This window comes from Bradyrhizobium sp. IC4059 (assembly GCF_020193615.1).
In the GTDB taxonomy this organism is placed as follows: Bacteria; Pseudomonadota; Alphaproteobacteria; order Rhizobiales; family Xanthobacteraceae; genus Bradyrhizobium; species Bradyrhizobium yuanmingense.
This window is the reverse complement of the sequence record NZ_JADYVH010000003.1, coordinates 205,716-232,279: the sequence shown is the minus strand read 5'-3', so window position 1 is coordinate 232,279 and position 26,564 is coordinate 205,716. Positions and strand designations below refer to the sequence as shown.

Sequence of the window (26,564 nt, the reverse complement as noted above, 5' to 3'; positions counted from 1 at the left end):
GTCACTGGACGATCAAATGACATTCGAAAGCTCCCGTCCTGATACGTCAAGACCGTCACGGGCACGATGGTGGCGCAAGATGTGAGCGTGTTCACGTCCCAACTTAGGGTCCGCTGACAGGCGCACTCGCCGATCGTCGACCTGAAACGTGGCGAGAGTACATCTAATTGACTCAGCTACTTTGCGGCTTTGCGGCTTTGCGGCTTTGCGGCTTTGCGGCTTTGCGGAACCTACGCTACAGTTTTTTGGTTCTGGCAACTAGTTGATGCAGCATAACCTTGACCAGTCCTAGCGAGCACACCCTCGCCAGCTATCAGGCTTCCCAAGCAATGGCTTTACGAGGCGCCGCCTCGGGAAGCAGACGATTACGTTTATCGCCGGTATAGTTGAAGAAATCCTCCGTCCCGTCTTCGCGGACCGTGTCGAGAGTAAAGCAATGGACCTCCCATAAAGATCCACCTATGGCGGTGCCGAGCCGGTATGACCGGAAAGCGACTGTGTTCAAGGATCCGGGCCAGTTCGGGGCAGGCGTCGTTGACTAAAACGACGTCAGGAGGGACCGAAAGGACGTTGATATCTATGTAAAGACTGGACAACGGCAGATCGTCATCGTCGTAAGCTGGGGAACTATTTTTGAGTGGTTCGGGCGCGACTATCACTTGCGCATTGCTTCTGGCAAATAATCAGCCACCTTTTCGAGACCGCACGAGCAAAGGGTCATCGGTCGATGCACCTTCACGTTAAGCTCCCGCAACGGGTTCACAATTCCTTCGACGTCCTCATTCAGTTCGCCGAGATAGCGGTCCTGGATTCGGTGGCGGACCCGTGCGCCAGCTTGCGTACCTGCTGCCGCCGACGAGAGAACGCGGACAATACCACTCCCAGCGAAGCTTAAGATTGATATAAGAGAATAGATCGCAAGAGAGTTCGCGATCGTGAGCCGCATGATTGGTGGCCGTACCCACCACGACTTCCTTCACTCTCGACCCCTCGTCGTACGAATTTAAGGTCACGCTTACCGGTATTGGCCGTGCCTTCAGGATTCCACAGACCGACTGCCGATCTGTGCCGATTGTGTAAGTGGAGCGTCTGCCATAGTAAGGCTACCGCACGGAATGGCAGCGGCCGGAAGTAAGCTTGATCCGGAGCGCCGCCGCCAAGGCTCGAAGGCGGACGCCGGCCATTGTAGAAGGCGAGGTATCGTCCGCCCGAGACGCGGGCGTCGGACACAGTCTCATAGGCATGCTCGACGAATTCGTTGTCGCGCCGGGCAAGCAAGGGGGATGCCATGACTGGCGAGCACGCTGGTGAACGTCGCGCCCGTGAACTACGAGCCTTGGTCGGTGAAGATGTCCCGCTTCCGTGGAAACCTCAGGAAGGGCGAAACCCTTGCTTGCTCATGAGAAGCTCGTCCTTGGGGATCCTCGAAAGGCTGATTGGATGGATTTGCTAATGCAGGTGAGGTTCGAAGCTCCAACACATCGGCGAAGATTGTCCAATCGCGGACACTCTTTTGCTTGCAAAAATCAGTCTCCGCCTGCTGAGCAGCAGCACTCAGGGAGGCGGCATCGACCTTGAATGCTGCCTGGCACGCACGATGCTCGCCGCCAGTATCGTCACAAACGGTCTTAATAAACCGAACATTAAATGAAGGCATGCCCCTCTTTTCCCGTGGTTCGCTTATCTACTATTCTGCCATTCGCACCGAGAGTACTTGATCTGCCTCAAGCAGCACCCCAAGAGGTCTGTCCGCTCGTCCGAAGATAGATCCAGATGTAACAGCGCGGCGCGAGCCGCTTATTGTCGCGAAGAACAGGGATGGCCTGTCTGTCCTACCTGCCTTATCGCACGACGCTTTGAGCCGAGGGGCAGCGCCTCTCAGGAGCCTCATGCCGCCGAGTGTTTGATCGAGGATTGTCTCGCAGAGACGATCGAGGGCAACATGCACTAGCATTGCAGGCGCGCGCGTGCAGATTTTTCATATGCGGCGGCGAGGCACTATACGCGCAGGCGATCGTGCAGCAATCAGGCAAGGAACCCCGATCATGCATCCGACAGTCCACCAGCCGCCGCCACAGCAAAGCCGATCATAAGGCTTGTCGCAGCCCACGTTTCCACGAGCCCAGGTCCGGACTTCAGTGCCAAACCCTAAGGGTGGGATCAGCCCCGCAAGGCTACCGACAATGAAAGGCGAACAATCGTTTGACCATCCGCGTGCACGGAGCAATGAGGAAAAATGCTGCCGTAGCCCTTGGAGCGTGAGTTGCGCCTCAAATCAACACGCTGGCGTCTTGCAGAGAGTGCGAGGCCCTGGCGGACTCCCGAGTTCGGACATGTCGACTGCCAACGCGGGCGTCTGTGGCACGTAGCTGCCGCTCGAGCTCAACCACTCCGGATGGACTGGCCTTTTGACCCGCATCAATGCTGCGGCGGCTCCGTCCTGATAGCAGCCATCTTCTAGTAAGGTCAGACGCATGGCGGAAAGAACGACTTGAGCCCATGATGCTTTCATGTCCGGGTACCAGCGATCACTTTTTAGGACTCCTTCCGGGCGCAGCCGAGCCGCGGGTCGATGACCTGCACATGATAAGTTGCGCCGCTTGCGATGGCGTCTACTTTATCGACCTGCGGACAGGCCCGATTATGGGCTCCGAGCGAAGCTACGTTCATTCTAATGGTGTCAACCGAATCCGGCGTCTTCGCGCGCTCGCTGGAGCGCGTGGTACGCGCGCGAGAGCGCGGCTGAGGTCGCCCGCACACCCACGCCATGACGCTGCAGAACACGGAGATGTGTCACCAACAAGAGATGTGACATGACGGAAAGCCGGACCATCTACCCCGCCGCGGGCCGGATTGCTGGAGCTGCAGACCAGTTTAGTTCGTGCAGAACAGTTACAAATACCAACAGCCGAGGTCTTGAGCTGACCCAGATCGATTCGACTGAAGCTCAGGCCTTGTTTCCCGGCGGAAATCTAAATATTTCGGTTCGCGAGCGGACCGTGTTCCGTACCAACGATGCGACGGCCGATAGCCCTCTGCCGCGGCTCACGCCATCGATACCGCGCGCCGTCCGGTCGAATCGGGCAGAGCCTGTTCGCGCGGAAACCAAGCGATGTTCGCAATGTTCACAAGGTTGTCTAAATTTGTCAGCTCGCAGCGATGAACTTCGTCCAGGATCTAATGGCGATTCGATCTGGGAGCGGCTCGAAATCATGCCGCCCTTCGATCAGGATCTGGAGATTGCCGTGATCGAGGGCAATTCAATTCACCGGGTGGTCTTTCCTTGTCGCCGGGTGTTCGGCGGATGGATCAACGCGAATACCGGAGAGCACGTCGCCGTGCAGCCGACGCATTGGCGTATCTGGCTCGGATAGCGGCGGCCATCCTGCACAATAGATTGGCGTGAGTTGAGGCAGGAACTGGGTTCGGCGTCCTCTCGTCGGAAACTATCTAGAGTTTCTTGAATGAGAGCGCCTGACGGGAAACATGTCCGAGCGGACCGATTGTGGTGGGGGCTTGCGGTGACCGTCCGGCATCACTCCTCGCATTGCTGTCGCAACCGTTCCCAATGTACTCGCGAGCGACACACCTCTGTGTAGATTTTGACTCTCAGACCAAACGATCGCTTACCACGTCATAATTAGCAACGATAAATGTGTCGATATGAGTCCATATTTTCGGCGAATGTTTCTCGCCTTGATGAACCGTCGGCTATTCTCTCTCGGCCAAGTAGCGCGACGCGTCAGCGTCGTTCCTCCGGGTTCACCTCCTTCGGACCACCAACTGGGGCCAGGCATTTTGGTTGGCCCCAAGGCTTGCTCGAGATTGTGGAGAGCGCAAGTGACCACAAGCAAATTCGCTTGGTCGAGAACAGACCCGAGCGCGGGATCAATGGTTTTGCGGATCGGATGCTGCACGCAGTTCGCGGGCGGCAGCGACCATGTTGGTTAGCGCAGGCCGAACCTCCTCCCAGTTGCGCGTTTTTAGGCCGCAGTCCGGATTGACCCAGAGCTGCCATTCCTGCAAACGCGTCCGAGCCAGTACCATCAGCTCCTGCATTTCGCCCACCTCGGGAACGCGTGGAGAGTGGATGTCGTACACGCCCGGTCCGATTTGATTTGGATAGTCGTACTTGCTGAATGCGTCCAGTAGCTCCATTTTCGATCGCGACGTTTCGATCGAAATGACATCCGCATCCATTGCAGCGATCGCACCGATGATGTCGTTAAACTCTGAGTAGCACATATGTGTATGAATTTGCGTTTGATCGGCAACGCCCGATGAGCAAATGCGGAAGCACTCTCCGGCCCAATCGAGATATGCCTTCCACTCCGATCGGCGCAAGGGCAATCCTTCGCGGAGTGCCGCTTCGTCGATCTGGATCATGGCCGCACCGGCATTCTCGAGATCGCGGACTTCGTCGCGGATGGCGAGCGCCAGCTGACGGCAGACCTCGCTTCGAGGAATATCATCGCGAACAAACGACCAGTTCAGGATCGTCACCGGTCCGGTCAACATGGCCTTCATTGGCTTGCTAGTTAGTGATTGCGCATAGCGCCACCAGTCCACAGTGATCGGCTTCGACCGCACTACATCGCCAAACAGGATCGGGGGCCTGACGCAGCGCGAACCATAAGACTGTACCCATCCCTTCCTGGTAAATAGGAAGCCGCCGAGTTGCTCGCCAAAGTACTGCACCATGTCATTGCGCTCAAATTCTCCGTGCACGAGGACGTCAAGACCGATGTCCTCCTGCCAATGTACGGCGCGGGCTATCTCCTCCTTGATGAACCTGTCGTATTGTTCGTCGCTCATCGCGCCTAGCGCATGCGCCGCACGAGCATTTCGAACCTCTCTGGTCTGCGGAAACGATCCGATTGTCGTGGTGGGAAAAGCTGGTAGTCCAAAGCGCGCCCTTTGGATCTCGGAACGACGGGCAAATGGGCTTGCGCGCCTGCGCATCGTCTGGTCGATCGCCCTCATCCGGGTAGCGACATTGGCATCATGGATCTTCGGCGAAGTCCGGCGGGCAGTCGCAGCGCATTCCGAATCGGCAAGAGCGAGCCCAACATTTTGGTCGCCAGCGAGTGCTCGCGCCAGGATCGCAAGCTCACGCATCTTCTGAACAGAGAAAGCAAGCCAGCTCTTGACGTCGGACGTGAGCCCGGTCTCGAGTTCAACATCGACCGGCACGTGAAGCAGCGAGCAGGATGGAGCGAGCTGTACACGGTGCTTGCCGAGCTTCGCAATCGCGGGCTCCAGCCGCTGACGAAGGGACGACAAGTTCGACCGCCATACATTCCGGCCGTCGATGACCCCGAGCGACATGACGAGATCACTTCGGCCGACAGCGACGATCTTATCCAACAACTCTGGCGCTCGAACTAGATCAAAGTGCAGACCGGAAACCGGGAGGCTCAATGCGGTATCCAGATTGTCGCCTAGCTCGCCGAAATAGCTGGCAACCATGATCTTGATAGCCGGTCCCTCCTTTGCGAACCGGTTATAGGCATGTAGCAATGATTTTCGCACCGCTTCGTCCAGATCAAGGACCAGGCAGGGCTCGTCAAACTGAACCCAACTTGCCCCTCGTTCGGCCAATTCATGCAGAACGTCGATATAGACCGGTATCAAATCATCCAGTAGGGAGAGGGGCTGGAACGCGCTATCGGCACTCTTACCGAGCTTTAGGAATGTGACGGGCCCGATCATGACAGGGCGGGTTTGAAAGCCTAGAGCCTTTGCTTCCACATACTCTTCAATTGGTTTGCGAGAGCAAAGTCTGAACCCCTGTCCCTTGTAAAACTCGGGAACCATGTAGTGGTAGTTGGTATCAAACCACTTAGTCATTTCCTGCGCGGGTGCGCCAGACCCCCGCGGGCCCAGACCGCAACTCGCATCCTGATCGTCGCATTGTGATCCGCGAGCCATGGCGAAGTACGTCTTGAGGGAAACGGATTCTCCTTTCGAGGCGTAGATCTCCGGGATAGCGCCAACCATGACACTTGTATCGAGCACCTGATCATACAGCGAGAAGTCATTCGACGGAATGACCGTGACGCCGAGAGACTTCTGACGAGCCCAGTTCGCTGCGCGCAGGCCGGATGCGTCCTCGAGCAATTGCTGTTCGCTGATCTTTCCGGCCCAGTAGCTTTCAAGAGCGAATTTGAGCTCACGCCTTGGACCGATGCGTGGCGTACCGAGCGTAGCAACCGGAAGAGAGAGAAGAGACATAGTGTTAACCCCTGTTGGGGACAGAGGCCATGGCGGACGCAGGCAGAGGAAGTCGCGCGCGCGACGGCTGCTTGGCGCACCACCGAGACACCCCGCCCGTGGACCAATCTATCGTCGGGGCAGGTCTCCTGGCTCGCTGGCTCATCGCTGCTGTCCGGCCTTCCCAAAGCCGTGCGGGCTTCAGTGACATCGTTGGACAGTAGCTCGCCGCTCACAGTTGCGGGGGCAGCGCCGGCATTTGGACCGGCTTCCCTCTTAGCTCCGGATCAAGTGGGATTCGGAGAACCTCGACGAGCTTGGATTATCGGCAGGAGGACTCTTCCGTCAACCTCTCAGATTATGTGCCACGCTAATGTGCGACATCTACTAGGCGAATGACCGTCCATCTCTATGATTCTCTAAACAGAGCTATCGCAATCAGAGATGTCCTTGTCGGATGTCGGAGTGCGACTCGGAGCTGCCTTGAGGCGACGCCGCCCGCCCCATCAATGAAAGGGACAAAACCAGCCCGCGTAGCGGCGACTACCGCCGTTTCGAGCAGAATGCATTCGATGCGGCTTCCGATTTCCAGCGGTTCGCCCAGCACATTCGCTGGCCAGCTATTTTCTCGACTAGAGGATCCCCATTGAACACGTCAAGGCAGGAGGCGCAATCTAGCAACATACGCGGCGAGCAGGTTGATTTTCGTGCCAGCCAGACTTCTCGGCTCGTATCGCCAGCCATCATGTAGGCCGAACGCCGACGGCAACTTTAGCGAACCACCCGGTTCAATGACGGCAAACACACCGTCGAATCTCATCAGGCACTTGGCATCGAGGCGTTCACCTCTTCCGCAAACTATCTGTGCGGGACAAGGATGCACAAACTACGGCCGATACACTGAATGGAAACATCGAAACGTGCGCAGGTCGGAAAGTCGACAATAGGGACATAAAACCCGTGCAAATCTCCGCCTGCTGCCTGGCACGAAGAATGCAAGCCCCTCGACATGCCCAGTCTCTTCTGCTGGGGATGTCCAGCTCAGCCAATTGACGCTGTCGCTGGCTATGGAAGTTAGCGGCGCGTGACATAGAGGGGAGCGCCTGCCCGCGCGGGACAGCCGCGGGTGCCCCGTCGCGTCTCCGTAAACTTCTTGCGCTCGCTCATAGCAGGTTCAAGGTTGCCCGCCTTGAAAGATGTACGGATGAAACGTGATAGGCCGAGGGTTATGAAGAGAATGTCGGGAAGACCCGCGCTATGGCTTCGCCTGGGCGGACTTCTAATCTGCCTAGCCTGGCCGGCTGCCATGAGTAACACTATTCGCGCCAGCGACAACCCACTTGTCGAAAGACTCAAGTCAACGTGGCGAGCGCAAGATGGTGAGACGATAGAACAAATCATCTCCAATGTCTCGAAGGTGGCACAGTTCGTCCCTCAGATGTGGGGGGTCGCTGAACTTGGCGAAAACGACCATGTTTTCGTTTCGTGGACCAGGCACCGAGACAACAAATCAGACGAACAGTACGCTATCACCTGGAAAGTCGCGCTCGACGGTACGATTGAGCTTGCGTCAACCTATGCGAAGCCGATGGAATTGGGCTGGCGTGCCCTAGCGCTCTCGTTGATCGCCAAAGAAGTCGCAGATGGTGAAAGGGACGCAAATCTTAGCTTTCTGCATGATCCAAGTAACTTCAACTTTGTGACTACGCCGCAAGGCCGGCTCGGCGATCTTCTGCGGCAGGGCCGATGCACTATCATTGAACCTGTTGGGGTCGACTACTTACCCAAGCAGAATGACAAGCCGAACGAGAAAGGCGATCTATGGCGCATTCTGCTCTTGGTGAATTGCGATATCCAAGGACCACGTTATTTTACACACAACGGGGTCATCACCTTCGAGAAGAGCGAAGGCCAAGATTGGGAGCCACAATCCTCTTTTGCCAAGCGCATCGCGAAATTTCCTCCGGGCTCCTGGTTCCAACGGACCGAGCCAAAGGAAGAGGAAGACTAGGAGAGCGAAGGCCTTAGCAGACGGTCGCGCAGGGCAACATCGCACCGCAGCTGCCGTACGGTCGAACGCCTCGTACCAACTGCAAGACATACGCGCTCTGCAGTTGCGTTGTTTACGGCTCCGCAACAGTCCCGCTGCCTTTCTCGCAGCAGTTCGGCCCGCCGTAAGGAAGGTCGAGCAGCACAATTGCGTTCTTCCACCACGTGTCGAGCTTAGCGGCGCGTACTAGTTTGCGAGATGTGGTTTGCCGCCTGCACTCCACCCAGTGAGAGCACACCAAGTTGCTGGGGGGAACCAGCTCTCATGCATTCTTCAGTAGAGAGTTTGTAGATGCCTCCGGCCCAAGCCGACTCGGCGTGCGCGCCGCGCATCGTGTGACTGCGGCATACGCAGGAGCGTGAGCCAAGCGACTTTGACCCGGCACTAGGGACCTATGCTGAGACGAAACGGGCGAGGAAGTTAAACTGGTAGCAACCCCGGCATACCCGCTGAGCGCCTGCCCATTTCCGAGTGCGCAGGGCGGGAAGCTCCGGAGCTGTACGCAAGAACGTTGAGCGCCGAACTGACTCGGCCCTAGATTTCCTCGCATTCATTCGTCTGCACGTCATAGACCCGGATTTCAAGCATCGGAAACCGCTTCTTTAATTCTGCTCGACCTGCCGTGGCACCGTCTTTGGTCGCGAATTCGGCTCTGAGTTGGCCATCTACTTCAAGCGCGTAAGATGAGACCGGTACTTCCCGAACGACTGCGACCATCTCATTCCCATTATGTAGTGAGGTGCTAAGAAACGATGTGTAGCTTGAGTCGGCTAAACCGCACCAGAGCTATTCGCCCCGAGTGCGCGATGTGCAAACATTGAAACCTCACACTGAATTGCATCAGGATGGCACTCGCGATTGTCCGAACACGTCGGCAGCTTGCCCACGCCCGGTGCATCCACGGCAAAGCTCGCGGCTCGATATCGCAGCCTTTCCAATTCCTGGAGAAAACGGGCGCTGATGCCAGCGTTCCTGGGTAAGCCACTTGAGATCGCGGGGAACCGTCACTACCAAAGAGCGGCGGCCCGTAGCGCCGCCTGAGCCATAAACAGTTCAGTTCTTGTACACACGTCTGGGCAGTAGCACCAACGACGATGGTGCCGCGCGGAGGAGCCAAATGCCATAATGCGATTGGTATCAACGATCATCTCGTCTGGCGTAACAAGGAACGGATTTGCGCGGTTTGCTCGAACAAGAACGCTTCATTTACGCGGCGAGCGTTGAGGCTGAACTCCATCGCGTCTTTGTCTAACCCGGTCAGAGCGAGCCAGACCAGATCCTTTTTGAACATCTTTTTCGTGACAAGACTTTGGGGCGAATTTCCTCGCCCTCGTCGGAACTGTCCGGTTTGCCGATGGAAGTCATCACCAACCATGGCAAGGTTGCTCCTCAACGCCTGACTCAGCCGCAAGCGCCGACGCTTCATAGTCGCTCACTTTTTGCAAGGAGGAGCACAGCATTCCGAGGATCGGGTTTGTCCAGCATCGCGAGTTCGGCGCCACGCGGAGGATCTCCTCCTTAGGCTCAACGGTACAGTACGCTTCCGGTGAGAGAGCCGCCGATGCTCGAAGGACACCGCCCCCCACGCACGGGAAGAAAGCTCTTGATCCTTACGCAGCGTCAGGTCGTAGGTTCGGTCTCACGCCAAGCTCTCATAAAGCACACATCGAAGCCGGCGGAATCTACATCTGTGGTCGAGCAATCGAATGTATCGGCACCGTATCGTGCGTGAACATGGATCAGTAGCGAAAGGTTATTGTCGGGATGAAGCACCGCGGAATTATGTTCGCATTGATCGCCCTCATCACATCTCCGGTTTTCGCCGCGACACTCAGCGGTGCTCCGCGCATCCTCGACGGCAATACAATCCAGATCGAGAAAACGACCGTTCGTCTCTCAGGCATCGAAGCTCCTGAGACGGATCAGATTTGCCTCGACGCACAGGGCCGGAAATGGGCCTGCGGCGTAGCTGTTCGCGACGAGCTCATCAAGCATTCGAATGGGCGAACGTGGGATTGTCATACCGAAAGAGTCGATGAGTATCGGCGAGCCCTCGGCAGCTGCTTCATCGAAGGCGAGGATATAAACGCCTGGATGGTACGCTCGGGCTTGGCGCTATCGGCTGGTGCATCTCACCATACCTACCTTGTTTATGAGTTGGCGGCCAGCACAGCCCATGCGGGGCTGTGGTCCGGCGCGTTCATCGCGCCCTGGGACTGGCCTCGCCGCAATAGGGGTACGATTATCGTGGGCGCGACGTCGGTTCCGGTCGACGCTCAGGAAGTCCTGCTTGGATCCGTCCTGCTATCGGAACCGCCGTCCCCCGAGTGCCTGATAAAAGGCACTGTCGAGCGCAGAGGCGAGCGCATTTATTACCTGCCAGGGCAACCCGGTTACGAACAAATCGGCATGACGAAGAAGCGCGGCGAACGCTGGCTCTGCAGCGAAGCGGAAGCCGAAGCCACCGGGTGGCGTAAGGCCGTGCCATGAGGCGACACATGCAAGCAGCCCATTCTCAAGACATGTCCCATTTAAACAAGCACGCGCGTTCGCGCCGGTCACTGTTGCTCTTTGCTGCTTCGACAGCTTTCCTGCGGTTCGGCAGTAAGATTGTCGACGCGAAGGAAGCAAAAGGCCCGCCCAAGCCAAACAACCTGCTCTCGCCAGATGCTGCCCTGAGTCGGCTGCTGAAGGGGAACGATCGTTATGTCCAGGGCGCATCACGAGTCGACGATTTCAGGCGCGAGCGGCCGGTCTTGGTTGAGGGACAAAATCCATATGCAGCGGTTCTGAGCTGCGCCGACTCCCGCGTGGTCCCCGAACTTGTCTTCAACAGCGGACTAGGTGATCTGTTTGTCTGCCGGGTCGCCGGCAACTTCGCTAACGATGATACGCTCGCCAGTATGGAATACGCGGTTGCCATACTCAACACGCCGCTGATCCTCGTACTTGGCCACGATCATTGCGGTGCGATAGACGCCACGATCAAGTCGCTCCATGAAGATAAGCGGCCGCCGGGGCACATTTCATCCCTGGTCACTGCACTTTCTCCTGCAGTGAAAGCATCTGGCGACCAAGCCGGCGACGCGTTCGCCCAAGCAACCCGACAAAATGTGATCAATAACGTCAACAAATTCAAATCGACGGGTCCGATTCTGAACGCCGCAGTCGAGCAGAACCGACTGAAGGTCGTCGGGGGCCTGTATCGGATCGACACCGGCAAGGTCGATATTGTGAGCTGATGCCAGCACCTTCACACTCCCGGCAAATCGTCTGCTGCCTGATACAGCGCTTCTGTTCCGCGCCGTTTTATTGGTCCATCGTCTACAACAAATACGCCGGATGCTATCCGCTCCACAATTGTCATCGCTTCAGGAACCCTTAGATATGCGCGGCCTCTTAATTCTTCTCGTGTTATACGCACTCATGTTGGCAACGCGCGGCCAGCATCAAGAAACACACATAGCGCGTCCGGCAGCATTCATGCCTCCTGGTTGAACCGCCAACCCAATGGAGGTGTTCAGGCAGCAGATCGCATCGCGAAGCATTGCAGGCTCTGAACTCCAGAGCACGCGACGATCCCGCGAGCTTCTCAGCTCCGAGCGGGCAAGGCATCCACGGTCCTGCTTTTATAACCGAGCTCAGCCAGGGCCGAGGATCACATAGTACAACCAGCAAGACTGCCCGGCCTGGGGCTGTAAAGCAACATGCTACCCGCATCAGTACCGGACAGCCCTCCTGCATCAGCCATTTGGGAGACCGCGACCATCGGAAAGCCAGCCGCGCATCAATCGTTCGTTAGATCGTCTCGTTCGCCGTCCTCCATGACGAGCTCGACACGAGAAGAAACTCGACGCTTACAAAGTGCGTCGCCTGTACGCGGAGGCTGGTCGGTTCTAAGCCGCGGCGAGACTTAGCGAATGTTTCGAGTTCTATCTGCACAGCTGACTTCGGTGCGCCAGCAGCCATGTTTCAACTGCGCGCACCGACGGAAATCATCTGGCAACCGCGCTTCCGGAATCAGGCTCTTCAATCACTCAGTCGCTTATGGGAACAGAGCACTAGCTTCAGAACGTGTCGTGCCTGGTCTGTCGCAACGCTCGTGATGCGCGCATAGTTGTCGCAGGAATTTGGCAAGCTCGGCCAGGATCGGAAGAATTGGTAGACCGCCGAAGAAAGAGCCGCCAGCGGCCGCAAGAGGGTCGGCCAGTCAGGAATGTGCACGAACTTCTTGCGTTCGGTACGACAGAACGCGGACAGGCTCCTCTGTTGCTGGCAAGCCCGGAAAGCCCCCGAAACCTGTTCGAAACGCTTCGTCTTCGCTTGCATGAGCGGGGCACTCTTGCAGTCACCTAGAACCACAGTTGATCGTGCAATTACAGCGTCTGGAGCCGCCGTGCGTTTCTTGAACACCTGCGGTCTGGAGGTCAGCATCTAAGCAAGCGCTCACCAGCAGTCGCACGAGCAGCAAATTTGGGCTGTTGGTGGCGTCAGGAGACCGGAGCGGGACTTAAGCTTAAGCAGGAACGTTGAACCCGGTCGTTGGCGGTCGAGGTCCGCCTCTGTGGTTTTCTTTGCCGCTTGTTGAGTTAATGACATCTTGTGCCTGAAAGAAAACACGGAGACACGAGCATCGTGCTGGCATGGCACGGCGGAGTGATCTCGCGCGATTCAGACAAAGTCGGCAGCCATGCTTGATGGCACGTCAATTGCTGGGAAGGCGGGCAAGAGGCCGCAGGCTTGGGCGCTCTACCAAGCACAACTCAAGAATTCCAAACTTGGTTCGACCCGGCCTGTCCCAAGTGTGACCACACGTTCATGTGGAGAAGACATGCACCGCAGCCCCCGATCGATCGCCGGAGAGTCAGTGCGGCAAAGGCGGATCGATGCCGCCGCAGCGTACCGGCTGCTTTGCCGGCCAGCCTCAATGCCAGCGACAACAGCTATATCTCGTTCAGGCCTCCGGCCGCTTAACTTGGGAAGCTACCCCATGCAATCTCATGCATTCGATATCAACTGCGACAGGTTTGAGAATGCCGCCCAGCGGGTGCCAGATCACCTGGCCTCGCCATACGCCTAGTCCATATGAATGACGCGCGGCGATGATCGGCTCAAGATACGGAGGATGATCTATGAACGCTCCACCAGAAAAGATAACTTCCGGGACCCACGCCGCGACTGCGACCTGGGCTGATCTGTCGAAGCTACTCGTCGACATCCGAGCGCGTCGCAACGAGTTTAGCCGCGCGCAGAAGATTCCAAAAGAAATCGTCGACGGCTTCAGACGCGTCGGCGTCTATCGGGCTATGGCTGCCAAGCGATTCGGCGGTGAGGAGCGAACGCCAGCCGATTTTTGTCGGCTGGTCGAGCGCATTTCCGAGGCCGACGGCTCCGCCGGTTGGGTCGCCAGCTTCGGGGATGGAGCTCGCTACCTCGCTGCTCTTCCGGACGACACCCTTCGCAAAGTGTACGCCAATGGACCTGACGTGGTGTTGGCGGGTGCGCTTTTCCCGCTCCAACCCGCTAAGCGATGCGCCGACGGATTTATCGTGAACGGCGTGTGGCCATTCGCTAGCGGCTCACCCGAGGCGGATTTGATAGGAGTTGGTATCACGTTGGAAGACGATCCGAGCGGTGACCTCCCGCGTGTAGCGGTGATGCCGGCCGAGAAGGTGACAATTCGGCCCAATTGGGACGTCATCGGACTGCAAGGCACCGGAAGCCACGATGTCGTGGTCAGCGACGTCATTGTGCCAGAGGAATGGACCTTGATCCGCGGCGGTCCGCCGACACTTGATGGGCCGATCTATCGTTATCCGGCCGTCGCCTTCGCCGCGCAGGCGCATGCCATTGTCGGCATCGGGATTGCGCGCTCCGCAATAGACGACGTAATCGCCATGGCCGAAACCCGTGCCTCGATCACTGGAGCGCCCGTGATGGCTGAGCGCGGCTATGTCCAGCTTGAAATCGCCAAAGCCGAAGCCATGTTACGTTCCGCTCGTTCCTTCTTTTACGAAGCCACGGAGGAGCTGTGGAAGGAGGCGCTCAAGGGTGAGGTAAATCTTGGTACCACGACGCTAATGCGACTCGCCGCGACGAACGCCGCGCGGCAGGGGGCAGAGGTGTGCAGGATCGCGAGCGGTCTTGCTGGAACTGAGGCGCTCTATAGTAACAGCAATCTAGCCCGCGCCATGTGCGACAGCTTCGTGGTTGCCCAGCACGCAGCTTTAAACGAGGGAACGCTCCAGAGCGCTGGCCGCGCCCTGCTGGGAAGTGCAATACAACCGGGCTTCCCATAAAGTGGGGCACGCATGGGCAAGCCACACGCCACGCCGACGGATTACTGCACTTGCGTGATGATTTGGTCTGCCGCTGAGGACATGGCCCCATGTTTCAATGTGAACAAAGACACCGCTGGGCTGTCTTGATGCCCCTCCATATCCTTGACTACCCGTTCGTTGTCCAAACATACGAGCCCTTATAATCTCTTGGCCCCTGCCCCGATCATTGACGTGGCCGCCCAGGATACACCTGAACTTCTGCGCAACGGCTCGCGGTTCAACTCACGAACTCTCCAAACCACCACGCAAGCGGGCTCGACTCTCGCACCGGTTGCCTACTTGCCGCTTGGGGCGCACGGCGCGGAAGAAGCTCTCCATGGCCCACTATCCTATCACTCACCCTTGCGGCTCATCGATGCGGCACGCCAGCGCTGGCAACGGCCGTGGGACGTTAATCTGAAGCGTACTGTACACCCCCGATCGGAAAATCGATCAATCATCTTGCCGCTGCTGGCGAATCGGCATCGACGGCGCGGAAGAGGCGCTTCGGCCCGCATGAGGTCGCGCTTCGCCCGGGCGGCTCTCTTGCGGCTGAAGAGATCCATGGCGCCCGCCAATACAGCTAGCCCTATGCCGTTTGGATGGAGTGATATCGGCAAGCCGGGCGCGATTTTGGCTGCGCCGGTGAAGCCACGCGATCAGGTTCGGCGTGATCGGCGTTAGATCCTGGCGAGTGTCGGTGGAGCCGAACCGACGTAGCGGCGCCATGAGCGCGCGAGCGCCGTGCTGCTACATCGGCTGTTCGATCGCCACGCTAGCCCACGGCCCTGCCTTCCTCAGGACGGCGTGGATCCGAGGACTGCGATAGCGCGCTGGCCGCTCCCGCTCGATCGGCCAACGTGCACGCCGGCCCAATGGCAACCGCAGCCGCACTGCCTGTCCGGCTCGCGATAACCGCTCGCCTTGATGATCAACGTTGTGCAGCTGCGGCCAGCATAGAATCCGCTGGTCAGGCCGTGAATGAGACGCTCGATCTGAGTAGCCGCTAGGCACGCGTATTCTTGAGCAAGACATCACCTTCCACTGCGCGCGGATAGTGAGCCGCCACTTCAAATGATGGCAACAAGTTAAGAATGGCTTGCAGGGACAACTGCCCTTCGTAGAGCTCGCGGTCACTATATTCGGTGTAGATGAACCGCGTGTTGCTCAAGGTCCGCATACCGCCGGCGATAACGTCGGCCTCGGCTCCCTGAACGTCCATCCAGATAAAATCGACTCCGTCCAGCTTGGCTTCGCTGCACCAGTCGTCCAGCCGCCGTGTCTCAACGGAGACAGGGTGATCAAACCGGACCCAATCGTACTCGGTAAGATGGTTTTTTGGACGGCGTATTGAACCGGATAGGTCCCAATCTTTCGCATCGCCATCTGCATTGCTTGGATGGAAGTCGATCGTTCCGTTTCGATCACTGATGGCGATCTCAAACAGCTTCACCCTATTGAGGGATGGGCCGAGCCTCTTCTTGAAGCGCGCGATCGCTCGAGGGTCCGGCTCAAAGCAGTAGAGCTGGGGTTGTGGGCACAGTTCTAGGAACTTTTGCGTATCAGTCCCGTCATTGCAGCCGATATCCAGGATGACTGGATTCGGCTTCTGAAGAAGTGAGACGATGTGCTGATGTACTTCTACGGACGACACAGCTGCTTTTCCATGGTGCGCGGAGATCTGGTGAAATTTCGACTTCAAATCCGCCTTCACACGCCGGAAGCCGCCGCACAACGTATATCAAGGTATAAGATTCATTTATCCGCCAGTCCTCTTGATCCACGAAGCTGTTTGGATGCCATCGGCATCAACCGGAGAGGCTATCCCTCGCGCTGCAATTCTCGAACCTATTGTCGGAAAGTGCGGCCTCAGTGAGCCAGATCGTCGTCTTAGCTCTTTCGAGTTGCCGAAAGAGCGCCCTCGTTTGAGCGTCACCTGTCAGATATGGATGCCAATTGCGCAGAATGTGCTCGGCCGACTGATGGCCGCCATCTCAGATTCGCTGCCAGTAGCTCCCGGCGCTCGTGGGCGAGGAACGAAGTCGGCGAAAGCCGGGACGCACGCGTTGCTCGGTGCAATCAAGCTTTCGTGGCGCGTGCAACTTTCTTCAAGTGCTGTCGGCGTACCGACGACCAGGGTCGATTCGGCAGGCTTTGAGCGCCCTGCCACGGCTGGACACGGGCAATCCGGTACAATTCGATGGTGACCTGCCTTGGAGCACGCCACCGCTTACAAGAAACAGCACCTGATCTTTCGAGATCGTTGCATACATATTCGCATGCACGACTACGGTAGATTGGACGAGCCGCTCTTCGATAAAGCTTGTAGACCGCACGCTTCCGGCCACACTGCTAGATTGTACCGTCAGGTAATTATGTGCGATCCCGACGTCGTCGAAACCCGAGGCCTCTCGATCAGTGCAACCGCCGCCTGAGCCACGTTGAAGTGTCCCGGGGCTCTCTGCGGGTGTTTCGAAGAAGCGCAATGTCTTTTTCACAACACCCGAGTGGGCTGTGCACCTCAGCGCGTTTGCTTCCGGACAAACACACACGCTGCCCGGGCAATGCTTTTACAGAACTGGAAGGATAGATCGCTCAGCGCATTTCTGGCCTGACTCTTGCTACAGTCTACTTGTCACATTGTGCCTAACTTCAACTTGTTCAAACGCTCAGGAGACCTCTATGACTTTCCGTCCGCTTCACGACCGCGTCGTGGTCAAGCGCATCGACGCAGAAGAGAAGACCGCTGGCGGCATCATCATTCCCGACACTGCCAAGGAAAAGCCCTCCCAGGGCGAAGTCGTCGCCGTTGGCCCCGGTGGCCGCGACGAAGCTGGCAAGCTAATTCCGATCGACATCGAAGTCGGTGAGCGGGTGCTGTTTGGCAAATGGTCCGGCACCGAGGTCAAGATCGATGGGCAAGACCTGTTGATCATGAAGGAGAGCGACATTATGGGCGTTCTCACCGATGTGTTCTCCAAGAAGAAAGTCGCCTAATCCTGGGCTGGCACAGCTCACCCTCCTGAGCAGAGCCCACCGGGGCGCTGAAGGATGAATTAAACGGAACTGAGGGAATTCTCTATGTCAGTCAAAGAAGTCAAGTTCGGAGTAGATGCGAGGGATCGTATGCTGCGCGGCGTCGACATTCTCGCCAATGCCGTACAGGTCACGCTTGGTCCAAAGGGCCGCAACGTCGTGCTCGACAAGTCGTTCGGCGCGCCGCGCATCACCAAGGACGGCGTTGCCGTTGCCAAGGAGATCGAACTCGACGACAAGTTCGAGAACATGGGCGCCCAGATGGTGCGCGAAGTGGCTTCGAAGGCTGCGGATGCTGCCGGCGATGGCACCACCACCGCGACCGTCCTGGCCGCCGCAATCGTGCGTGAAGGCGCCAAGTCGGTCGCCGCCGGCATGAACCCGATGGACCTCAAGCGCGGTATCGACCTCGCGGTCGAAGCTGTCGTGGCCGACCTCGAGAAGAACTCGAAGAAGGTCACCTCGAACGACGAGATCGCCCAGGTCGGCACCATCTCGGCCAACGGCGATGCCGAGATCGGCAAGTTCCTCGCCGACGCCATGAAGAAGGTCGGCAACGAGGGCGTCATCACCGTCGAAGAAGCCAAGTCGCTCGAGACCGAACTCGATGTGGTCGAGGGCATGCAGTTCGACCGCGGCTACATCTCGCCCTACTTCGTCACCAACGCCGACAAGATGCGCGTTGAGATGGACGACGCCTACATCCTCATCAACGAGAAGAAGCTCTCCTCGCTGAACGAGCTGCTGCCGCTGCTTGAGGCCGTGGTGCAGACCGGCAAGCCGCTGGTCATCGTCGCCGAGGATGTCGAAGGCGAAGCCCTTGCGACCCTCGTCGTGAACCGCCTGCGCGGCGGCCTGAAGGTCGCGGCCGTCAAGGCTCCGGGCTTCGGCGATCGCCGCAAGGCCATGCTGCAGGACATCGCGATCCTGACCGACGGCCAGGCGATCTCGGAAGATCTCGGCATCAAGCTCGAGAACGTCACGCTCAACATGCTCGGTCGCGCCAAGAAGGTGATAATCGACAAGGAGAACACCACGATCGTCAACGGCGCCGGCAAGAAGGCCGACATCGAGGCGCGCGTGGCCCAGATCAAGGCGCAGATCGAGGAGACCACCTCGGACTACGACCGTGAGAAGCTCCAGGAGCGTCAGGCCAAGCTCGCGGGCGGCGTCGCGGTGATCCGCGTCGGCGGCGCGACCGAGGTCGAGGTGAAGGAGCGCAAGGATCGCGTTGATGACGCGATGCATGCGACCCGCGCGGCCGTGGAAGAAGGCATTGTTCCGGGCGGCGGCGTCGCCCTGCTCCGTGCCTCCGAGCAGCTCAAGGGCCTGCGCACACAGAACGACGACCAGAAGACCGGCGTCGAGATCGTGCGAAAAGCACTGTCTTGGCCCGCCCGCCAGATCGCGATCAATGCCGGCGAAGACGGTTCGATCGTAGTCGGCAAGGTGCTCGATAACGAGCAGTACTCTTTTGGCTTCGATGCGCAGACAGGCGAGTACAGCAACCTCCTCTCCAAAGGCATCATTGACCCGGCCAAGGTCGTGCGCATCGCGGTCCAGAACGCCTCCTCGGTGGCCGGGCTGCTGATCACAACGGAAGCGATGGTTGCCGAGCTGCCCAAGAAGGGCGGCCCTGGCCCCGCGATGCCTCCGGGCGGCGGCATGGGCGGCATGGACTTCTGATCCACCTTCTCAAGTTCTCGATGACATGCGAAACCCTGGCAATAACGTCAGGGTTTTTTGCATGGAGCGGCCGGTAGCCCGTTGCCAGCCCCCGAAGGTCCGGCCCATCGGCCTATCTAATGTGCGCAGCGGCAGGACCCCGATTCAAATTTTATGTGCTTCGCGACGACAGTACCGCGTCCGGTACGACGATGGAGCCGGCTATTTTGACGCACGAAGCTGCCTCTGCTCATCCAAATGTTCGAACCCTTGGCGTGCGGTAGACCCGGCGCCGCCTGCCCGCTTTCGACCTCCTTGCCCACTTTCTTTTCCTGTCGCGTAACTGGAAGCGACGAAATGCCTTTCGTGACGTTTCGCACTTACATCTTGTGGCCTAAGGGCTTGTTTGAACCCGGAGAACATTCTCAAAAATCACAAGGTATTTTGCGGAAAGTGCGCCGATTATTCTGCGCCTCATTTGGTCATCGCGGACGGGGCTCCCCTCAACTCCCCTGCTGCGGAGCTCGGGGCATGACATGCTTTAGAATGATCGCACACTAAAGTCGCAAGGCTTGCTTTGCGTCCAATCTATAGGGTATCCGATGGGAATGGTGGGGTGCTTTGCAAAAGAACTCGCCGGCGGGGCGGCCGCAAGACACTCCGGCCCTTGGCAATGTGCCTATACTGCGCCTGCATCCACACTATACCAATGTCTGGCCAAGGTAGCCTCTCGGATGAATTGGCATGAAACGCGGTCAGGATCATTGTGGTCTTATGGCCATGTACACCCAAGTTTACGCTCAATTCGGGGAGACGCAGGAACGCTTAGCTGAAGGGCATGCAACTGCACGATACTCCAGTTTCATCGCTGAGCTCAGTCAGCTGAATTTCGCAGACGCCGATGACCGCCGAGCCTTCCCTCCGACCCTACACAGCATCTTGGCAAGGCATGGACTGTTCGGGCTCACCGCACCAGGAGAGCACGGCGGATTAGCTCTCTCTTTGCAAGAGGCCATCGACCTCATCTCCGCCACGGCATCGTTCGATGTCTCCGCTGCGTCGACCCTCGTTATCCATAACTTCCTAGCTTTGCCCTGCATCGAAGCGGCATCGCACATACCCGCACAAGCCCATATCATTCGGGGTGCAACAAGCGGCGATCTCTGCGCTTTCGCTTTGACGGAGCCCGGAGCTGGTTCTGCCCCGAGACATATAGAGGCTGCGGCTTTCATGCACGAAGATAAAGTGCGTATCTCTGGCCGCAAAATCTGGATCGGCCTTGCTGACTGGGCTCGCTGGATCGTTTGCTTTGCGCGCGCGTCAGGACCCGATGCGAAAGGTCGGCTGGTTGGTGTACTCGTTGACAGACAGGCTCCAGGCCTAAAGGTCACGCACGAGCATCGTACACTCGGCCTACGTGGCATCATTCAGAATACCCTGGAGTTCCAGGACGTCGAGATGCCCCGTTCTTACGTGCTCTCTCGCGATCAAGACGGCTGGGGTGCGGCGGCATCTAGTATGAACCGCGGCCGCATCGGTGTGGCTGCTATGGGTCTTGGAGCCCTTGAGCGCGCTATCCAGGTAGCCGCCTCTTATGCAAGCCACCGTCGGCTTGGTAAACTACGCATGATCGAGAACAGTTACATCGAGCAGCTATTTGGACAGATGGTGCTGCGGCGGGAAGTAGTGAAGGCGATGCTAGCAGCATCCTGCCGACTTGTTTCAGCGCACGGTGCGCCGAACGTCCACCTTGCGTCGGCGACGAAGGTTTTGTCCTCAGAGTGGTGCGGCCTTGTCGCCGATCAATGCGTCCAGCTGTTAGGCGGCCGCGGCTACGATGAGGGAACGCCTTTGGCCAAAATCTACCGAGACGCTCGCATCCTCCGCATCTTCGAAGGTCCGACTGAGGCGCTCCTATCGCATCTCGGCCGTTGCCTCCTCTCTAAAGCCACACGCGACGAAATTGCCGATCTGTTTCGGTCGATTGGGGCGGCATCAGTCCATGCTGCTGCAATTGACGAGCTCTCCGGGCTGAATGAGACTGACGGTGCCGTGCTGATCTATGCGGGTTGGCTCACCACATTGGGACTGGCAAAAGCTGTCATGTCTGCTGATTGCTTCTCAGCGTCAGATTGCGCCGCAGCGGCGGCTGACCTGGTCAGTTCTGAACTGACATCTCTCCGCACTCGCGTGCCGGCACGACAATCTGTCGAAACTCGCAGTCGGGCTAATAGGACACTCGCCACCTTTCTTCACGATGCGGCTTGCTCCATTCGCTCACCTGTCCTCACAGACGACTACCTTAAACTGGTGCAGTATGTCTGACATCTCCCGCATGTCCGACGTCCTTCCACGCGGTGGTTCCGCGCGCAACGCGCAACTTCCGTAAGCGGAAGGGTCCGTGAAAACTGTCACGTCTACATGCGGCACGCGCTGCTATGAGGGCCTAACCTTCTCATTCCTGGCGGCACGCCGCGGCAGCGAAGGCTTTCGCGTTAAAGAGCACCCGATACCGCTCCCCGATCGGGGCTGGCGCTCGAGAAGGCTGAGCCGCCTCGATTCGCCGCGCGCTGCAAACATCGATAGGCGTGGTGTGGTTTAAGCGTCCTGCTGCCACCTTCTCGCTGGCACATGGCATATGCGAGTTTTCACGACCTCTTAAAGGAGGAGCTTGCGTCTGTACTCAGCGATACTTTTAAGTCAAACTTCCGCTAGGCGGGTGGCAGGGTTCAAGACGGGAGGGCTTCCCCCGCACAGGCCGCTTTCGCTTGATGCATGGCGTCGGGTTCGTCAGGTTTCGGAAAGCTCGCCCGTCTACATCGATGTTGAAGTTAGCAGCACGTGGTAGGGACAGCGCTTGCCCCGAGTATGCGTGGGGATTTTGGCGCCGAGTCACGTTTCTGCTAACTTCAACCAGTGGTGCGGGCGTGGCAGAGAGAACATCTGATACATCCAGTCCGACCAGCGCCGAGTCGCGCCCGCGCTGCTTCCGACGTGAGACTGGGATCAGATCCACACTACCGGGCGGCGGTCTTCCAGATCAAGCTCAATGCCCGCATGCGCTCGCTCCGTCGAGGAGAAGGATCTCACCTCGCATTATTCGGCAAGTAAGTTCTCAAACGTAGTCCAGCTCGGCGGAAACATTCGACCGTGAGGCTTGGAACGACGCAGTGCATAGTGTTGTCACTGAGTTAGATCGTGGCTCAGGTTTTCACCAAAGCCGGACGCTACGGGAAGTGCAGCGACGCAACAAGGCGCGGGAGCTCGTGGCGAGTGAGGACTCCGTTTGGGCGCCGGTGCGACTGCATGCGGTTGTCGTCGGCTGCAGCTATTTGGTTGGCGAATCAGTACAGAAGAGCTGGCGAGGATTCCGAAGCAGTCGAACTACAGCTTGTGCCAGCTCTGTGGATGCCTGGTCACCGACCTTGGCCCTGAGCGCGATTGGCCGGGCATCGGAACCCACACGAGGAAGTTAGCCTAACGGGCCCTCGACCCTGCTCGAGTGCAAGGGCTTTGAGGCGGCGAAGACGCTGGCTCACGAACTTGGGTGATCGGACGACCTATATCGCCTGAACATTCTCCCCTCTCTGCACTACTTCCAGAGAGCTTCCGTCGAGAGCACCGATCCAACATCCGAAGAACCGCGTCGAGTGCACCATCTAGGCGACGTGGCTGTCCCGCACCGGCCGATGAGGTTCCGTGCGGGGGCATCGGGTAAGGTCCGTTGCAACCTAGGAAGTCCTCACGTCACCCTTTGTGTGACGACAGTCGATATGTACATTTTGTTCGGGGGGCTCCTGTAGCGCTCCGCAAGACTCTTGAATAACTCTCCGACCTCATCTGACGGAACAGAAAATTCCCCATAGTTAGGATCAAAGAGGGTCGTCGTTCCATTCGACGTCACTGTCGCAATCATGTGGGCGCCACCTGCGGCGAAACGCAAGCTTACCAAATACATGGACGCATCCTCGGTGAGCTCCTTCACGATCTGGTCAATGCACGAAGATGTATCAAACCTATATCGCGTCTCTTCAGCAGACGGCTCTAAGCCAGCGTCGCGTAACGTTGTGCTTTTTGCCTGGAGGTTGTGAGACCCTTCCGCGCCATCGTTTTTCAATTGAGCCTTCAGCTCTTCGTACTGTTCCTGCCGACTTGCCGCTGAGCGGTGCTTTTCAGTGTCCGGGAGCAGAGCCCTCATTCGAGATGACGGGCTGCTTGGGAGGTTAAGGAGCCACTCCGCTACCAATCCAACACAGATTCCGTTGACATTGGCTTCGGGCAATTCAGCAGTCCTGTAATCGAATAGAGCGCGGACAGGGCTATCGGTAGAGGATAACTCCGAGCTGGAGGACAGAGAGGAGCTGTGGCGCGAGTTGCTTGGACTATAAACGATTGACTCTGAGGTATGTGGCTTGCTGAAGCAGAGCCCCATTCTGTCGATCAATTCGCCGGACGGCAGGCTCTCTCGTCGCGCGACTTCAGTGAGTGTTTGCGCAAATTCGCTACTGTCTTCGGGCTTGATCGATCCATCGGCTTGATCAGCGCGTGTGTATTGGCCATCGAGTCGATTATACATGCTGGTTCACCTGCTTCTTCGGCGCACGCGTCCTCAGGGAGAGCGCGCTGCTTACATCTTGCTGCGGATGATATCGCAGCAAACTGACGAAGAGCTGACCACCAAGAAGCCTGGGGAAGCTACCGCTGCGACGGCCAATTGGTTGCACGACAGTGCCACACACGAGCGGGGCTGCAGGTGTGAGGCAGTGGCCGAACGGCTAGTTACTCTTGCAAACTTACGCAGGGCGAGCTTGGAATTGCAGATGCAGTCAGGATGATGGCTACGCTGGACAGCGCGACCGTCGGTTTGGTGGTCGATCTCACCTTTATCGTGTTGCGCCGCTCGGTCGGCACAACTTCGCCTCCAAGAGTGCGCAATTCGCGTCCCCGTAATCGGCCATCGGCCAGTGAGATGCTGTTGTTGCCGCTGACGTACCTTCAGCACAGATCCGAAAACCCGGTTTGAACACGAGTTACGGTTTTGTTCACTCTACAACAAGTGGCGCAGACATTTCTCTCCCCGATCAGTGTGCCGTTAGCCGCTCGTGTTTGACGGCGGCATTTCAGGTTCAGCCCGCCTGAACACTACAACAGTCGAGCGAGCCCGACATACACCCGCATGTGACACGTCATTTCGGGAAGCCGAACCGGTGCTTGTGCACCCGCTCGACCACACCTTCTGCTCGCACTTTGTTAGCTCAGCCCGTCATGCTGTCGCGTTCATTCGCGCGAACAACGTTGCCGCATCTGAGGGACTTAATCCAACGACGCCTACGAAGCTCGGGGACGGCATCGGAATGTCTCGATAAGTGGGTCTCCACAAGTGAAGGCAATATCGGCTGTTATTCACGTACTTTGAATGTGGCGGATGCAGTTGCATGACGCACTCTTCTTCATCCCAGAATAGGTCTTTCACAAAGCACATCTCGTCCCAGTTCGGACAACGCCGCGGGGTCGAAACAGCGACATGCTCCCAGCCAGGACGGACGAACGCACTTATCTTGAGCTCACACCCACAAGGCCCCTGCACAAGGAACAGACCGGAAGGGCCTGACCCTGGAGCAGTAGCGAACCGGCCGTGTTGCACGCGGCCGGCCTCCAGCTTGTCTATCATCTGCGCTCGCACGCCCGCCCCTTTGCTTCTCGGATAGCCCTGAAGTCTACGTAGATGACGGTGTCTCGTAACAAGTTGACCTGCTCGGTCCTCGGCCCAACGTTCCTAAACCAATCTACAGCGCGCCATCCGCGAAAGCCGTAGATGTCTATCATCACTCACTCTCCTCTGATTATTCCTCTAAGACGTATTGCGCCATCGGGCCGCCGGTTGTCTGAGCATGAGCGGTACCACTATCTGCACGTCGGGCGACTCGAGCCGGCGATTGCACCTGCCGCTACTTATGTAAGTCCATCATTAAGTCTCTCCGAGGCGAAACAGTTTGTCATCGATGCCAGGCAGTATTCACTGCTCATCGCCGGCAGAACCGCACATCCCGCATGAGCGGACGAAATCGGCGACTCTTGACGCGTCACGTCGTCTTCAATGAATTGGTCTTCATCATGGCACGCTCCCCTGTTGGCGACGACATCTAGATCTCATGATGCTCGCAAAACCAGTAGTGGCACCAGATAGATCGGGGTTACATTGCTGCTTCGCGAGAGAGTACTTGATCACTCGACGGCCTCCTCGCCAAGGCTGAACAGGCCTAATGCGCCATTTATGTGAAATTGGTTCAGTTTTATGGCTTCCAAATCGGCACACACATAGCCGCGGACGCCGGCATGCTCCGTTCTTCCAAATGAACCATCCGGCGGATCGCCTGCTATCTTGGTCGTAAGCTAACGGTCAGAAACTATGATTAGTCGATCTCATCGACTGCAACTGCGAATGTCGCCCGATTTTTCCGCATCACTGAGCTGCAGCTCCTAACACGTTGTCTACGGCATGGCGCTCGCGAACCGCTCATCCTTTGCCGCTAATCCGGGTGTTGTTTCCGACATGAATGTCGCGACTCAGACGTCGCACAACGGCTCCGTGTCACCATCCCACCGCATCAAAAGCGCTGCAGACACTTCTACCTCGTGGCATGTCGCTTGCTGTGCTGACAGAACGCGACCTCGCTGTAGCGAGGATGCACGAGCAATGAATCGGCCGAATCGTCGCCGCAACGAACATCGGTTCTGATGCACCATGAAAAGAGGACTGCTAACTTATGAGTGATAGGGGGCATGCAAAGCTTGGCATTTTTCTGTTCACCGGCGCTCAGCGTAACGAAATGACACATTGGCGCGCAACAAGGCGCCCATTGATCAAGCATTTCGGCGCCGATCGTCCCTCCCGGCGAGCCCAGAAAAGGTGGAACTTGTGGCCTCTGGCCGCACTCCTCATAAATGCGCTGCTTTGGGCCGGGATCTACTTAGTCATCGCAGCGTTCTTCTGAAACACTCTCGCGCATGGCAACCGCGCGATGGACTTCTGGCGCCTCTCGCAACCGCGGGTCGCCACGGCTGCGAACAAACTGATGCCAGGGCGCCTCGCGCTGCTACCTGGACATAGAGTGCGGCTGCTCCGGCGGGTGCAAAGGAAATGTCGACGCATGACCCAGATGCCTCGAATTAGCGACACTGATGTGCCGCTGCAGCGCGACGAAGTGCCAAATTGACCTGTAGCAGCTCAACCGTCCGCGGCGAGTGGGATCCGGGCTTGCAAGTGAGGCGCGACGGAT

General features: G+C 57.9%; 13 protein-coding genes, 1 pseudogene and 1 riboswitch. Of the genes and pseudogenes, 8 read left to right on the top strand and 6 right to left on the bottom strand.

Going from position 1 to position 26,564, the window contains the following annotated elements; genetic code table 11:
* Window positions 1–655: 655 nt before the first annotated feature.
* Window positions 656–946 (bottom strand): hypothetical protein, encoded by a 291-nt coding sequence (locus I6F12_RS11365; protein ID WP_225126552.1) that lies wholly within the window; start codon window positions 944–946, stop codon window positions 656–658.
* A gap of 155 nt (window positions 947–1,101) precedes the next feature.
* Window positions 1,102–1,360: pseudogene (locus I6F12_RS11360) on the bottom strand (IS3 family transposase); the annotation flags it as partial.
* A gap of 1,453 nt (window positions 1,361–2,813) precedes the next feature.
* Between I6F12_RS11360 and I6F12_RS11355 the strand changes: the two are divergent.
* The gene (locus I6F12_RS11355; RefSeq protein WP_162131276.1) at window positions 2,814–3,374 is read left to right on the top strand and encodes a hypothetical protein; all 561 of its coding nucleotides are present in this window, start codon (window positions 2,814–2,816) and stop codon (window positions 3,372–3,374) included.
* A gap of 514 nt (window positions 3,375–3,888) precedes the next feature.
* Here I6F12_RS11355 and metE read toward each other — a convergent pair.
* Window positions 3,889–6,234 (bottom strand): 5-methyltetrahydropteroyltriglutamate--homocysteine S-methyltransferase, encoded by a 2,346-nt coding sequence (gene metE / locus I6F12_RS11350; RefSeq protein WP_225126458.1) that lies wholly within the window; start codon window positions 6,232–6,234, stop codon window positions 3,889–3,891.
* A gap of 100 nt (window positions 6,235–6,334) precedes the next feature.
* A riboswitch (cobalamin riboswitch) is annotated at window positions 6,335–6,539 on the bottom strand.
* A gap of 980 nt (window positions 6,540–7,519) precedes the next feature.
* On the opposite strand from metE, the gene I6F12_RS11345 reads away from it, so the two are divergent.
* The gene (locus I6F12_RS11345) at window positions 7,520–8,224 is read left to right on the top strand and encodes a nodulate formation efficiency C protein (RefSeq protein WP_225137372.1); all 705 of its coding nucleotides are present in this window, start codon (window positions 7,520–7,522) and stop codon (window positions 8,222–8,224) included.
* A gap of 1,183 nt (window positions 8,225–9,407) precedes the next feature.
* On the opposite strand, the gene I6F12_RS11340 is transcribed toward I6F12_RS11345, so the two are convergent.
* Window positions 9,408–9,638: a hypothetical protein gene (locus I6F12_RS11340; RefSeq protein ID WP_157784129.1), complete on the bottom strand. Its 231-nt coding sequence runs from the start codon at window positions 9,636–9,638 to the stop codon at window positions 9,408–9,410.
* Between the two features lie 407 nt (window positions 9,639–10,045).
* Here I6F12_RS11340 and I6F12_RS11335 point away from each other — a divergent pair, with 407 nt between their 5' ends.
* The 3 genes from I6F12_RS11335 to I6F12_RS11325 all read left to right on the top strand — a co-directional run bounded on the left by I6F12_RS11335 (window position 10,046) and on the right by I6F12_RS11325 (window position 14,562).
* Window positions 10,046–10,753 (top strand): thermonuclease family protein, encoded by a 708-nt coding sequence (locus tag I6F12_RS11335; RefSeq protein WP_225137370.1) that lies wholly within the window; start codon window positions 10,046–10,048, stop codon window positions 10,751–10,753.
* 8 nt (window positions 10,754–10,761) lie between these two features.
* Window positions 10,762–11,505 (top strand): carbonic anhydrase, encoded by a 744-nt coding sequence (locus I6F12_RS11330; RefSeq protein WP_225156258.1) that lies wholly within the window; start codon window positions 10,762–10,764, stop codon window positions 11,503–11,505.
* 1,890 nt (window positions 11,506–13,395) lie between these two features.
* Window positions 13,396–14,562, top strand: coding sequence for an acyl-CoA dehydrogenase family protein (locus I6F12_RS11325; protein ID WP_225156257.1), 1,167 nt, complete (start codon window positions 13,396–13,398; stop codon window positions 14,560–14,562).
* A gap of 1,027 nt (window positions 14,563–15,589) precedes the next feature.
* Here I6F12_RS11325 and I6F12_RS11320 read toward each other — a convergent pair.
* On the bottom strand, window positions 15,590–16,237 hold the full coding sequence (locus I6F12_RS11320; RefSeq protein WP_345944169.1) for an FkbM family methyltransferase: 648 nt from the start codon (window positions 16,235–16,237) through the stop codon (window positions 15,590–15,592).
* A gap of 1,028 nt (window positions 16,238–17,265) precedes the next feature.
* Here I6F12_RS11320 and I6F12_RS11315 point away from each other — a divergent pair.
* From I6F12_RS11315 to I6F12_RS11305, 3 genes are all read left to right on the top strand, one after another.
* Window positions 17,266–17,580: a co-chaperone GroES gene (locus I6F12_RS11315; RefSeq protein ID WP_036016041.1), complete on the top strand. Its 315-nt coding sequence runs from the start codon at window positions 17,266–17,268 to the stop codon at window positions 17,578–17,580.
* An 84-nt stretch (window positions 17,581–17,664) separates the two neighbouring features.
* Window positions 17,665–19,305, top strand: coding sequence for a chaperonin GroEL (groL, locus tag I6F12_RS11310; RefSeq protein WP_225156255.1), 1,641 nt, complete (start codon window positions 17,665–17,667; stop codon window positions 19,303–19,305).
* A gap of 723 nt (window positions 19,306–20,028) precedes the next feature.
* A complete protein-coding gene (locus I6F12_RS11305) occupies window positions 20,029–21,609 on the top strand; it encodes an acyl-CoA dehydrogenase family protein (RefSeq protein WP_225126429.1) in 1,581 nt (526 codons plus the stop codon).
* A 1,417-nt stretch (window positions 21,610–23,026) separates the two neighbouring features.
* Here I6F12_RS11305 and I6F12_RS11300 read toward each other — a convergent pair.
* A complete protein-coding gene (locus tag I6F12_RS11300; RefSeq protein WP_225137362.1) occupies window positions 23,027–23,860 on the bottom strand; it encodes a YopT-type cysteine protease domain-containing protein in 834 nt (277 codons plus the stop codon).
* Between the last annotated feature and the right edge of the window lie 2,704 nt (window positions 23,861–26,564).